This is a genomic window from Hydrogenophaga sp. (assembly GCF_051860785.1).
In the GTDB taxonomy this organism is placed as follows: Bacteria; Pseudomonadota; Gammaproteobacteria; order Burkholderiales; family Burkholderiaceae_C; genus Hydrogenophaga.
In genome coordinates, this window is sequence record NZ_JBIMLB010000002.1 from 160,370 (window position 1) to 173,433 (window position 13,064).

At 65.2% G+C, this 13,064-nt stretch carries 11 protein-coding genes; 9 read left to right on the forward strand and 2 right to left on the reverse strand.

Features of this window, described 5'->3' with window-relative positions:
• Positions 1-2: 2 nt before the first annotated feature.
• Genes ACTIF6_RS03815 through ACTIF6_RS03825 form a run of 3 tightly spaced genes read left to right on the forward strand, consistent with a single transcriptional unit; the run spans position 3 to position 3,301 of the window.
• The gene (locus ACTIF6_RS03815; RefSeq protein WP_439586680.1) at positions 3-638 is read left to right on the forward strand and encodes a DUF3306 domain-containing protein; all 636 of its coding nucleotides are present in this window, start codon (positions 3-5) and stop codon (positions 636-638) included.
• Complete coding sequence (locus ACTIF6_RS03820) at positions 565-2,667, forward strand: 4Fe-4S binding protein (protein ID WP_439586681.1); 2,103 nt, start codon at positions 565-567, stop codon at positions 2,665-2,667. The genes ACTIF6_RS03815 and ACTIF6_RS03820 overlap by 74 nt, the downstream gene beginning before the upstream one ends.
• Positions 2,668-2,680: 13 nt before the next feature.
• The gene (locus ACTIF6_RS03825; protein ID WP_439586682.1) at positions 2,681-3,301 is read left to right on the forward strand and encodes a TorD/DmsD family molecular chaperone; all 621 of its coding nucleotides are present in this window, start codon (positions 2,681-2,683) and stop codon (positions 3,299-3,301) included.
• A gap of 21 nt (positions 3,302-3,322) precedes the next feature.
• Here the strand turns inward: ACTIF6_RS03825 and ACTIF6_RS03830 are convergent, their stop codons facing one another.
• Positions 3,323-5,428, reverse strand: a complete 2,106-nt coding sequence (locus tag ACTIF6_RS03830) for a sensor histidine kinase (protein ID WP_439586683.1) — start codon at positions 5,426-5,428, stop codon at positions 3,323-3,325.
• Entirely contained in the window at positions 5,425-6,810 is a 1,386-nt protein-coding gene (locus ACTIF6_RS03835) for a sigma-54-dependent transcriptional regulator (protein ID WP_439586684.1), read from the reverse strand. Before ACTIF6_RS03835 ends, ACTIF6_RS03830 begins: the two co-directional genes overlap by 4 nt.
• Positions 6,811-7,251: 441 nt before the next feature.
• Here ACTIF6_RS03835 and ACTIF6_RS03840 point away from each other — a divergent pair, with 441 nt between their 5' ends.
• From ACTIF6_RS03840 to ACTIF6_RS03865, 6 genes are read left to right on the forward strand one after another with little or no spacing between them, the layout of a single operon-like run.
• Positions 7,252-7,485: a formate dehydrogenase gene (locus ACTIF6_RS03840; RefSeq protein ID WP_439586685.1), complete on the forward strand. Its 234-nt coding sequence runs from the start codon at positions 7,252-7,254 to the stop codon at positions 7,483-7,485.
• 16 nt (positions 7,486-7,501) lie between these two features.
• The gene (locus ACTIF6_RS03845; protein ID WP_439586686.1) at positions 7,502-10,465 is read left to right on the forward strand and encodes a formate dehydrogenase subunit alpha; all 2,964 of its coding nucleotides are present in this window, start codon (positions 7,502-7,504) and stop codon (positions 10,463-10,465) included.
• Positions 10,466-10,475: 10 nt separating this feature from the next.
• Positions 10,476-11,078: a formate dehydrogenase FDH3 subunit beta gene (gene fdh3B, locus ACTIF6_RS03850; protein WP_439517667.1), complete on the forward strand. Its 603-nt coding sequence runs from the start codon at positions 10,476-10,478 to the stop codon at positions 11,076-11,078.
• Complete coding sequence (locus ACTIF6_RS03855; RefSeq protein WP_439586687.1) at positions 11,075-11,329, forward strand: hypothetical protein; 255 nt, start codon at positions 11,075-11,077, stop codon at positions 11,327-11,329. Before fdh3B ends, ACTIF6_RS03855 begins: the two co-directional genes overlap by 4 nt.
• A 9-nt stretch (positions 11,330-11,338) precedes the next feature.
• Entirely contained in the window at positions 11,339-12,571 is a 1,233-nt protein-coding gene (locus tag ACTIF6_RS03860) for a formate dehydrogenase subunit gamma (protein WP_439586688.1), read from the forward strand.
• A gap of 34 nt (positions 12,572-12,605) precedes the next feature.
• On the forward strand, positions 12,606-12,989 hold the full coding sequence (locus tag ACTIF6_RS03865) for a hypothetical protein (RefSeq protein ID WP_439586689.1): 384 nt from the start codon (positions 12,606-12,608) through the stop codon (positions 12,987-12,989).
• Positions 12,990-13,064 lie beyond the last annotated feature (75 nt).

Consider the following 13,064-nt stretch of genomic DNA (forward strand, 5'->3'; position numbering starts at 1 on the left):
CCATGGCCGCCGAAGACGACAGCAACTTCTTTTCGCGCTGGTCGCGCCGCAAGGTCCAGGTGCGCAGCGGCGAACCGCTGCCACCCGAACCCCCGGTGGTGCAGCAGGCCGCGCCCGCCGCGCCTGTGGCAGGGGCTGCTGCGGTGGTGCCCCCGCCCACGCCCGCTCCACAGGCGGAAGAGCAGCCGCCCGCCCTCACGCTCGAGGATGTTGCCCGCCTCACCCCCGATTCCGATTACTCGGCGTTCGTGGCGCGTGGCGTGCCTGCCGATGTGCGCAACGCCGCTGTGAAGAAGCTCTTCACCGACCCGCACTACAACGTGATGGACGGGCTGGACATCTACATCGACGACTACTCCAAACCCAGTCCTCTGTCCGTGGCCGAGATGGCGAAGATGGTCGGCGCACAGTTTCTGAAACTGGTGGACGACCCTGAGGACGCGCCAGAGAAGCAGGCGCGTCAGGACGGTGCTGCCACCGCAGCCCCCCCCGCCGTCACACCGGCCGACGAAGCCCGCCCCACGATCGCAACCGATTCCGATACCGATTCCCTGAAGCCACAAGATGACCACGCTGATCTGCAATTGCAACCAGACCATGCCGCTGAACCCCCAGGTTCTGGGCGAGGCGCTGGATGAAGACCTGACACTGCACACCACGCTGTGCCGTCGCGACGCACCGGCCTTCCAGCGCGCGTGCCGCAGCCAGGAAGAGCTGGTGGTCGCCTGCACGCAGGAAAGCCGTCTGTTCACCGAACTCTCGGAACAGACCGAGGGCGCGGTGCCACTGGACGTGCGCCCCATCCACTTCGTCAACATCCGCGAAACCGGGGGCTGGGGCCGCGAGGCCGCACAGGCGAGCCCGAAGATGGCCGCGTTGCTGGCCGCAGCGCGCCTGCCCGACGCCGAACCCGTGCCCACGGTCACCTACAAGAGCGCAGGACGCTTGCTGATCATTGGCGCGCTGGACGAGAGCGAGCGCATCGCCGCCATGGTGTCCGACACGCTGGAGGTCAGTCTCATGGCCACGGGCGGTGCCGGCATGCAGGCGCGGCAATACCCCGTGATCGCAGGCGAGCTCCAGCAGGTGCGTGGCTGGCTCGGTGCCTTCGAGGTGGAGTGGCAGACCAGCAACCCCATCGATCTCGACCTGTGCACACGCTGCAATGCCTGCCTGGCCGTTTGCCCCGAGGATGCGATCGGCCTGGACTACCAGATCGACATGGACAAATGCCGGAGCCACCGCGCCTGTGTGAAGGCGTGCGAGGCGGTGGGCGCCATCAGCTTCCAGCGTGAACCGCAGACACACAGCGAGCAGTTCGATGTGGTGCTCGACCTGCGTGTCACCCCTGCGTTCGATCAGCATGCGCACCCGCAAGGCTACTTTCACCTGCCTGGAGGCCTGCAGAACGCGACCGCCATGGCCACGGTCATCAAGCTGCGCGATCTGGTGGGCGAATTCGAGAAGCCGAAATTCTTCACCTACAAGCAGAAGCTCTGCGCGCACGGCCGCAACGAAACCGTGGGCTGCAACGCCTGTGTGGAGATCTGTTCGGCGCTCGCCATCAGCAGCGAGATCAAGCGCAACCAGATCGTTGTCAACCCCAACCTGTGCGTGGGCTGCGGCGCGTGCACCACCGTGTGCCCCACCGGCGCGCTGTCGTACGCCTACCCGCGCGCCAGCGAGCAGGGCGTGAAGCTGCGCACCGTGCTGGCCACCTATGCCAAGGCGGGCGGCAAGGACGCTGCCCTGCTGCTGCACAGCCAGGAAGCAGGCGCCGTGCTGATCGGTGACCTGGGCCGTGCGGCATCGCTGGACCGCAAGGGCGTGCGCGGCGTGCCCGCGCGCGTGATCCCCCTGCCGCTCTGGCACACGGCCTCCATCGGTCTGGACGTGTGGCTCTCGGCCTTTGCCTATGGCGCCTCGCAGGTGTGGGTGTTGATGACGGGCGAGGAAGCGCCGCAGTACCGGGATGCGGTGCGCGAGCAGATGGCCGTGGCTCAGGCGGTGCTGAGCGGGCTGGGCTACAACGGCCAGCATTTCCGGCTCATCGAGGCGCGCGATGCCAAGGCGCTGGACGCGATGCTGGGCGATGCGCCGGCGCAGGGCGTCAAGCGCCGCGCCACTTTTGCTATCCAGGCCGAGAAGCGCGCCACGGTGGAACTCGCCCTCGATCACCTCATGCAGGACAGCCTCGCCCACCGCCCCGCCGTGGAAGCGATTCCCCTGCCGCAGGCTTCATTGCTCGGCACCATCGCGGTCAACAAGGACACCTGCACGCTGTGCCTGAGTTGCGTGAGCGCCTGCCCGGCGAGCGCCCTGCAGGACAACACCGAGCGCCCACAACTGCGCTTCATCGAAAAGAACTGCGTGCAATGCGGCCTTTGCGCCAGCACCTGCCCGGAAGACGCCATCACGCTGCAGCCACGCCTGTTGCTGGGCGAGCAGCGCAAGCAGTTGCGCGTGCTCAACGAAGCACAGCCCTACCAGTGCATCCGTTGCAGCAAACCTTTCGGCACCCTCAAAGGCATCGAGGTGATGCTGGCCAAGCTTTCAGGCCATGCCATGTTCCAGGGCGAAGCACTGGAGCGCCTGAAAATGTGTGGTGACTGCCGGGTGGTGGACCTGTACTCCAATCCTGGCGAAACGCGCATCACCGATATCTGAACACTTTGCCCACATGAACAGCAACGCCATTCCCGTTTCCTCCGCGCTCGACGAAGAAACCGCCCGTGCCGAGGTCTATGGCCTGCTGGCCGCCCTGTACTACGCGCCACCTTCGCCGGAGCTGATGGCGCAGTTGCGGGTGGCGGTGACGGAAGCGCCGGCGGCCGGTGGTTTCCTGGAAGAGCCCTGGCGCGAGTTTGTCGCCGCGGCGCGCGCAGTGGACGACGGCTCGGTGGCGAGCGAGTACGACGCGCTGTTTGGCGGTGTGGGAAAGCCCGAGGTTTACCTGTTCGGCTCCCACTACCTGAGCGGCTTCCTGAACGAAAAGCCGTTGGCGGCATTGCGCAGCGACCTGGCCGAACTCGGCCTGGCGCGCGACGAAGCCATGCCCGAGACCGAGGACCACGTGGCCTACATCAGCGAGGTGATGCGCTACCTGATCGCGGGCGATGAGGTGGAAGTGGCCAACCTCACGCAACAGCAGAAGTTCTTCACCACTCACGTGCTGCCGTGGGTGCCGCAGATGTGCGATGCGATCGCTGCGCATCCCAAGGCTCGCTTCTATGGGGCGCTTGCGGGATTCACCCGCGCGTTCGTGAGCGTGGAGGCTCAGGGCTTCGACATGCTGGCTTGAGTTTCTCGTCCACGGTCATTCTCAAAGAGACCCAGGCCGCCCATCCCCGGTGCGCGCAGCATCTGGTGCCCGAGGCTCGGTCAGCAATCGCACCGTGAACGACGCCCCGGAAGCACCTTCGCGGTTGTCGGCGCTGATGCCGCCGCCGTAGCGCTCCACCAGACCCTGGCTGATCCACAGACCCAGACCGTTGCCATCGTTCTTGGTGGTGAAGAAAGGGCGGAAGAGCCGCTCGCGCACTTCTGGCGACAAGCCAGCACCACTGTCCTGCACCACCAGCATTGCACCGCGCGCCTGGCCGCCATCTTTGCCGTCCGGCCACCAGTCCCGTGTGATCAAACGCAGCTCACCCCCTTGCGGCATGGCCTGGATGGCGTTGATCATCAGGTTGATGATGACCTGCTGCAGCTCTTGCCGGTTGCAGCCCACACGGCGTGTGGCCTGGAAATCGCGCTCCACCGCAATGCTTGTCTGTGCCAGCAGGTGCCCCACCAGCACCAGGCAGTCTTCCATCGTGCGGTTCAGGTCCAGCGTTTCCACATAGCCCGCGTACTCGGTGGGCCGTGCGTACTGCAGCAGCTGCGTCACGATGATGCGCATGCGCTCCACCTGTTCGTCCAGCAGCTTCAGCTCGGACTTCACCGGTGCACTCGCTTCGCCGAGGGTCTCGCGCATCAGGTCCAGGTTGCCCTGCATCACCGCGATCGGGTTGTTGATCTCGTGCGCGATGCTCGCTGTGAGCTGGCCGATGGCGGCCAGCTTCTCGCTCTTCACCAGTTGCTGCTGCGCCAGTTGCAGCGAGGCATTGCTCGCTTCCAGCTCCTGCGTGCGCTCGGCCACCTTGTGGTCCAGCTCATCTCCCCAGCGTTGCAATGCCTCGGTCTTGTCGTCGATCACGTCGAGCAACTGGTCCAGGTGGCCGGCCAGCGCGCCCAGTTCGTCGCGCGCCGAGATTTCGCCCACGCGCGCCTGCGACTGGCCTTCTTCCACCAGCTGCATGGTGCGGTTCATCTGCTGCACCGGCTGGAAGATGCTGCGCGCCCAGCGCAGCGAGAACCAGGCCGACAGTGCCATCACCACCAGGAAGATCAGCCCCATCGCCGCCAGCATGGCGTAGCGCACCAGCCGGAACGGTGCTTCCAGGTAGCCCACATACAGCATGCCGATGCGCTGCTCGCGCGCATCCAGCAGCGGCTCGTAGGCGGAGACGTACCAGTCGTTCACCACGAAGGCGCGGTCCAGCCAGGTCTGGCCCCGGCCCAGCACCGCATCGCGCACCGTCTGAGAGACGCGTGTGCCGATGGCCCGCTGATCCTGGAACAGCCGCACGTTGGTGGTGATGCGCACGTCGTCCATGAACAGCGTGGCGGTCCCCTGGCTGCCAAAAGGCAGTGCGCCTTCGGGATAGACGATGCGGTTGATGTGATCGATGAAGTCCAGGTTCTGGTTGAGCAGCAGGCCACCAGCAAGCGTGGCGATGGTGCGGCCGTTCGCATCGAGCACCGGATGGGTGGACAGCATTACCATGGCGCGGTGCTCGGCGTCGCGTGTGGCGGGTGCGGCGTTGCGCGTGGCCACCAGTGGAATGCGCAGCCGGGGCACGAGGTGGGGCGCCAGCGCGGCCAGGGCCTCTGGGTCCAGAACCAGCAGGCGGGCGGCGCGGCTGGTCTGGGTTTCGCCCAGCGCCGCGGGCATGAGTGGAATCGGCGCGCTCGCGTCGCCCGTGCTCAGACCGGTGGGCACCGCACGCGCCAGCGGCCGGCCCTGCGGGTCGTACAGCAACAGGAAGTCGAGCGAGAGCCGTTCGCGGGCTGCCGCGAGCTGCTCGCTCAAGCCTCGTGCGTTGCCGGTGGGAGAGGGCTTCAATGCAGCAAACAACGCCTGGGATGCCGCCACGCCCTGCGTCCCCGAGCCCACCTCACTGAGCACCTGATCGAAGTAGCCATGGGCCACGGCCAGATCGCTGCGCACCTTGGTGATCAGCAGGCGGTCGTAGGCCGCATTGCCCCACAAGGCCAGCGCCAGCACAAGCAAGGGAAACGCCACCAGCAACGGCAGCAGCGCCATGGCCAGCAGCTTGTTGCGGACCGAGCCGGCGAGCCAGCGGGGTGCGCGCCAAAAGCTCACAAACTATTCCATTCGGCCACGCGGCGTTCGAGTGTGCGGCGCGAGACGCCCAGCAACTGCGCTGCGCGCGTCTTGTCGCCCTGCACCGAATCCAGCACGGTAAGGATGTGCATTTTCTCCAGCGTGTGCAGGTCGGTGGGGGCCTGCCGCGCCGTGCCACTCTCGTTCGCTGTCTTCACGCCCGGGTAGAGGGCCGACACGTTGAGGCTGCCCAGAATGAGCGAACGTTCGATCAGGTTGCGCAGTTCACGCACGTTGCCGGGCCAGTCGTACTGGCGCAGGAAATCCATTTCCCGATCGCTGATCGCCAGCGGTTCCACGCCAAGCGACGGTGCGAGCTGGGCGATGAAGTGCGCCACGAGTTCGGCAATGTCTTCCTTGTGGTCGCGCAGCGGCGGCAGCGTCAGGTCGACCACCTGCAGGCGGAAATAGAGGTCCTTGCGAAAACGCCCTGCAGCCACTTCCTCGCTCAATTGCCGGTTGGTGGCTGCGACGATGCGCAGGTTCAGCGGCACCAGTTGCTCGCTGCCCACGGGGCGGATCTTCAGGTCTTCGATGGCGCGCAGCAGCGTGGCCTGGATGGACAGCGGCAGCTCGGCGATCTCGTCCAGGAACAACGTGCCGCCTTGCGCGTAGTGGAACAGGCCGTCGCGCGCGCGGGTCGCGCCGCTGAAGGCGCCCTTGGCGTGGCCAAAGAGTTCGCTCTCGATCAGCTCAGGTGAGACCGCCGCGCAATTGACCGGCACGAAGGGCCCACCGGCGCGGCTGCTCAGCGCGTGCAGCTCGCGCGCGACCAGCTCCTTGCCGGTGCCCGACTCGCCTTGCAGCAGCACCGTGCTGTTGACGGGTGCTACCCGCGCGATCGACTGGCCGAGGTGCTGCATGGCCTGTGACGACCCCACCAGGGCGTTGCGCCCGGGGGTGCTGGTGACCGAGCGGCGCAGCACGAAGTTCTCGCGCCGCAGGCGCGAGCGTTCGTAGCAATGCTTCACCGCATTGAGGATCTGCGGCACGCGGAAGGGCTTGAGGATGAAGTCCGAGGCACCGGCACGCAGTGCCTCGATGGCGGTGTCCAGATCGGCAAAGGCGGTGATCAGGATCACCTCGCCATTGAAGCCTTGTTCGCGGAGTTCCTTGAGCCAGGCCACACCACTCTTGCCGGGCAGCGAGATGTCCAGGATCACCAGGTCCACGTGGTGGCCGCGCAGCCATTGCGCCCCGTCTTCGGCACTGCCGGCGCTCATCACGAAGTGGCAGCGCGGCGCCAGCGTCTTGACCAAAAAGTTGAGCATGCCCTGCTCGTCGTCGACGACGAGGATCGACCAGTCGGGCCAGCCTTCAAGGCTCTTTTCGGGGGAAGGGGGGTAAAGGGAGGTCTCCACCCGCCGGCATTCTACGGAGGAGGCCTACCAATTCAGTTGGGTATTGGGCGAAATCCCACGCACGAGCGGGTGCTTGATCGCTGTTGTCTTTTTTTTGGGTTGCGACAACTTGTCGCGCGCCACCGGACAGGCTGGCGCACCCACGGCGCAACGGGGTTCGTGTCACAGGGTTATCCCTTGCACTCTTCCGCCGCCGCATCACAAGATGAATACCAAAGCAACCAACTCCGAGTGGTGCGTGAGATGGCACGCTTCTGGCTATGAATTCAGGAGCGCAAACGCATGCTGCGCTGCGGCATTGCGCGATGAGAATGGCTCGCATCTCGTCAGAGCGCGACCGGCGTGTAACCGCTTGCACCGACTGTGTGCGCGGGTTAGATTCGACGTATGCAAAAAGCCCGTACGTTGTGTGGCGGGCCGGTGTTCAACCAGGAGACATGCATGTCCAAGTCCCCACGATCCACGCCCGAAGAAGGCCGTCCGAACCTCAAGCGCCGCACCCTGTTTGCCGGCGCCTCCACCGTGGGTGCCCTGGCCGCAGCCGCCACCCTCTTGCCTCGCGTGGCGCCCGAAGAGGCCACCGCCGCAGTCGAGTCCAAGCCGGCGCCGACCAAGGGCGGAGGCTACAGCCTGAGCGACCACGTCAAGCAGTACTACCAGACCACCCGCATCTGAGCGCACAGGAGGCCCCATGTTGTTGACCAAAAAATCGTCCTCGGGCGCACAGCCGTCGCGCAGCTCTTCCGGCTTCGTCCACAAGCTGCAGCGTGGCCTCTCGTCCGCGCTGCCCACCATGGACCGTCGCGGCTTCCTGCGCCGCTCCGGCCTCGGCGTGGGCGTGGGTCTTGCGGCCACGCAGCTCACGCTGGTGAAAAAGGCCAGGGCCGCTTCCGGCAAGTCCATCGACGGCACCGGCAAGATCGAAGTCAAGCGCACCGTCTGCACCCACTGCTCGGTGGGCTGCGCCACCGACGCCATCGTGGAGAACGGTGTCTGGGTGCGGCAGGAACCGGTGTTCGATTCACCCATCAACCTCGGCGCGCACTGCGCCAAGGGCGCTGCACTGCGCGAGCACGGTCATGGCGAGTACCGCCTGCGCTATCCCATGAAACTGGTGAATGGCAAGTACCAGCGCATCAGCTGGGATGTGGCGCTCAACGAGATCACCGCCAAGATGAAGGAACTGCGCGAGGCGAGCGGCCCCGACTCGGTGTACTTCGTCGGCTCCTCCAAGCACAACAATGAGCAGGCTTATCTGCTGCGCAAGTTCGTGAGCTTCTGGGGCACCAACAATTGCGACCACCAGGCGCGCATCTGCCACTCCACCACGGTGGCGGGTGTGGCGAACACCTGGGGTTATGGCGCCATGACCAATTCGTACAACGACATGCAGAACAGCAAGTGCGCGTTGTACATCGGCTCCAACGCCGCGGAGGCGCACCCGGTGTCGCTGCTGCACATGCTGCATGCCAAGGAGACCGGCTGCAAGATGATCGTGGTCGACCCGCGCTTCACGCGCACGGCGGCCAAGGCCGACGAGTTCGTGCGCATCCGCTCGGGCACCGACATCCCCTTCCTCTTCGGCCTGCTCTACCACGTGTTCAAGAATGGCTGGGAAGACAAGCAGTACATCAACGACCGCGTCTACGGCATGGAAGCCGTGAAGGCCGACGTGATGGCCAAATGGACGCCCGCCGCTGTGGAAGAGGCCTGCGGCGTCAAGGAAGAGCAGATGTTCAAGGTGGCCAAGATGCTGGCCGAAGCCAAGCCGGCCACCATCGTCTGGTGCATGGGCCAGACGCAGCACACCATCGGCAACGCCATGGTGCGCGCCTCGTGCATCCTGCAACTGGCCCTGGGCAACGTGGGCAAGAGCGGCGGCGGCACCAACATCTTCCGCGGTCACGACAACGTGCAGGGTGCGACCGACGTCGGCCCCAACCCCGACTCGCTGCCCGGCTACTACGGCCTGGCCGCCGGCTCGTGGAGGCACTTCGCCAACACGTGGGGCGTGGACTACGAGTGGATCAAGAAGCAGTACGCCGAAGGCACGATGGAGAAGCCCGGCATCACCGTGTCGCGCTGGATCGACGGTGTGCTCGAGAACAACGAGCTGATCGACCAGGGGCCGAACCTGCGCGGCGTGTTCTTCTGGGGCCATGCACCGAACTCGCAGACGCGCGGTCTGGAAATGAAGCGTGCCATGGACAAGCTGGACCTGCTGGTGGTGGTGGATCCGTACCCTTCGGCCACCGCGTCGATGGCGGCCATGCCCGGCAAGGCCGAAGACCTCAATCCCAATCGCGCGGTGTACCTTCTGCCGGCGGCGACCCAGTTCGAAACCAGCGGTTCATGCACCGCATCGAACCGCTCGCTGCAGTGGCGTGAAAAGGTCATCGACCCGCTGTGGGAGAGCCGCAGCGACCACATGATCATGCACCAGTTCGCTGAAAAACTCGGCTTCGCCACTGAGCTCAGCAAGAACTACAAGATGCAGAAGATCAAGGGGCTGGACGAGCCGGTGCCGGAAGACATCCTGCGCGAGATCAACAAGTCGGTCTGGACCATTGGCTACACCGGCCAGAGTCCCGAGCGCCTGAAGGCCCACATGCGCAACATGAACGCCTTCGACGTGAAGACGCTCAAGGCCAAGGGCAAGGTGGTCGACAAGGAAACCGGTTACGACATGACTGGCGACTACTTCGGTCTGCCGTGGCCTTGCTACGGCACGCCCGAGATCAAGCACCCTGGCTCGCCCAACCTGTACGACACCTCCAAGCATGTCATGGAAGGCGGTGGAAATTTCCGCGCCAACTTCGGTGTGGAGCGCGAGGGCAAGACCCTGCTGGCCGAGGACGGCTCGCACTCGGTTGGTTCCGAAATCACCACCGGCTACCCCGAGTTCGACCATGTGCTGCTCAAGAAACTGGGCTGGTGGGCTGACCTGTCCGAGGCCGAGCAGAAAGCGGCCGAAGGCAAGAACTGGAAGACCGACCCGACCGGCGCGATCATCCGCGTGGCGATGGCACACGGCTGCCACCCCTTTGGCAACGCCAAGGCACGCGCCGTGGTGTGGAACTTCCCCGACGCCGTGCCGCAGCACCGCGAGCCCATCTACGGCACGCGCCCGGACCTGGTGGCCAAGTACCCCAGCCACGACGACCAGAAGACCCGCTGGCGCCTGCCCATCCTCTACAAATCGCTGCAGGCCAAGAACGTGGCCGACAAGATGCACGAGAAGTACCCGCTGATCATGACCTCGGGTCGACTGGTGGAGTACGAGGGCGGCGGCGAGGAGACGCGCTCCAACCCCTGGCTGGCCGAGCTGCAGCAGGAGATGTTTGTCGAACTCAACCCGACGGCTGCGGCCGCTCGCGGCATCCGCAACGGCGAACGCGTGTGGGTGAGCACCCCCACCGGTGCCCGCATGAACATGCAGGCCCTGGTGACCGAGCGCGTCGGACCAGACACCGTGTTCATGCCGTTCCACTTCTCCGGCCGGTGGCAGGGTGAAGACATGAAGCCCTACTACCCCGATGGCGCCTTCCCGGTGGTGCGTGGCGAGGCCGTCAACACCGGCACTACCTATGGCTACGACATCGTCACGATGATGCAGGAAACCAAGACCACGATCTGCAACGTCGAGAAGGCTTGAGGAGAACAACATGGCACGAATGAAATTCATCTGTGATGCAGAGCGCTGCATCGAATGCAACGGTTGCGTCACCGCCTGCAAGAACGAGCACGAAGTGCCCTGGGGCGTGAACCGCCGCCGTGTGGTCACGCTCAATGATGGTGTACCGGGCGAGAAGTCGATCTCGGTGGCCTGCATGCACTGCAGCGATGCACCCTGCATGGCGGTCTGCCCCGTGAACTGCTTCTACCGCACCGACGAAGGCGTGGTGCTGCACGACAAGGACGTGTGCATCGGTTGCGGCTACTGCTCGTATGCCTGCCCGTTCGGCGCGCCGCAGTTCCCTTCGCAAGGCACCTTCGGTGTGCGCGGCAAGATGGACAAGTGCACGTTCTGCGCCGGTGGCCCTGAGGCCCACGGCAGCCAGAACGAGTTCGAGAAGTACGGACGCAACCGCCTGGCCGAAGGCAAGCTGCCCGCCTGCGCCGAGATGTGCTCGACGAAGGCTTTGTTGGCTGGTGACGGTGACGTGGTAGCCGACATCTTCCGCAACCGCGTGCTCCAACGCGGCAAGGGTGCCGAAGTCTGGGGCTGGGGCACCGCCTACGGTTCTGCACAGGGGACCAAGTCATGATGATTCGCCGCCTGATCTTTTCAGCCGCGCTGGCAACCGCCGTGCTTGCCCTGTCTGCTTGCGGCGACAAGCCCCAGGAAATGAACCAGGCCGGTGTCAAGCAGGACAGCGCGCCGTACCACGGTGTGGGCCAGAGCCAGTACGCGAACACCGGCTGGAAGCCTGGTGACAAGACGAGCTGGGAACAGCAACTCAAGACACGCGCGCAGTACGGACAGAACGACTACACCCGCATGGGCAACAGCAAGTAAGGACGAACCATGTTCACTTCGGTGTTGACAGGTGGCGTGCGCCGTCTGGTATCGCCCGCTTTCTGGTCCGTGGCGGTGCTGGCGCTCAGCGCCGGCTGGGCCAATGCCCAGGCCCTGAAGGTGGAACCCGTGCAGGAGGATCCGGCACCGGCCGCCACGCAGCCGGCCCAGCAGCAGGGGGGCATCCGCAGCGCCAACATCTTCGAGATCGCGCCCGATGCCAGCACCGACCCCAAGTACGGTGAGCAGACCAACGCCGAACGCGGCAAGGTGCAGCCCGGCAACAACGCGCCCATGTGGCGCGACGTTGGCAAGGGCGTGACCGGCACCACCAGCCTGCCCTACCTGGAGGCGGGCAACCTGATCCAGCCGTTCGTGAACTACCCGGGCGCGCGCCTGACCAACGCGGGCGAGGCCTGGCGGCAGGTTCGCAACAACTGGATCATTCCCTACGGTGGCTCGCTGTTGCTGGTGGTCATGGTCGCCATCGCGTTGTTCTACATGGCCAAGGGCTCGATCGACGTGCACGGTCAGCCCACCGGGCGCGTGATCGAACGCTTCACCTACCTCGAGCGCTCGGCCCACTGGCTCAATGCCATCGCCTTCGTGGCGCTTGCCATCTCCGGCATCGTCATGGCGTTCGGCAAGTTCTTCCTGTTGCCGATCATGGGCAGCACGCTGTTTGGCTGGTTCACGTATGCCTTGAAAAACCTGCACAACTTCGCCGGCCCGTTGTTTGCCGTCTCACTGGTCATCGTCATCGTGACCTTCATCAAGGACAATCTGCCGGCCAAGGGTGACCTCACCTGGCTGCTCAAGGGCGGTGGTCTGCTGGGCGGCAAGGAAGTGCCCTCGCACCGCTTCAACGCCGGCGAGAAGGTGGTGTTCTGGGCGGGCGTGTTCTTCTTCGGCCTGATCGTGGTGGGATCCGGCCTGTTCCTCGACAAGCTGGTGCCGTCGGTGGAATACACGCGCGGCAACATGCAGGTGGCGCACATGATCCACGCCAGCGCCGCGGTGCTGATGATGGGCCTCTTCATGGGCCACATCTACCTGGGCACCATCGGCATGAAGGGCGCCTACAAGGCCATGAAGACGGGCTATGTGGACGAGACCTGGGCCAAGGAACACCACGAGCTCTGGTACGACGACATCAAGGCCGGCAAGATCCCCGCGCAGCGCAGCAGCGGCCCGGTGGACGCGGGCAGCGCTGCCGAAGCGACCCGTGCCATCAAGGCTTGACGCTTCCAGAACACAAGAGACAAGGACATCAACCATGAAACGCAGCCTTCTGTGCCTTTCCCTGCTGCTGGCTTTTGCTGCCCACGCCAAGCTGCCTGCGCCGCCGCCACCCACCGAAGAAGCCAAGGCCAAGGCGGCCGAAGCCGCAGCCCGCACCGCCTGGGCCGCGAAGGTCGATGGCTACAAGCTTTGCGCGTCGATGGACAAGGCTGCCAGCAACTACTTCAAGACGGCCGCTGCAGCCGGCAAATCGGTCAAGCCCGCGGTGGCTGGGCCGCCTTGCACCGATCCCGGCCCGTTCGCCTATGTGCCGCCCAAGCCGGCCGAGGCCGCTGGCGCGCATTCCCCCGCAGCCACGGCGGTCAGCCCGCCCAGCAACCAGTCACCCGCTGGCCCCGCCACACCCGCCAAGAAATGACTTTGCCCGGCAAGGGCATCAGCCGATACCCCTTGCCCGTGCCTTGCCAAGGGCCGCACCTCCGGGTGGCGGCCT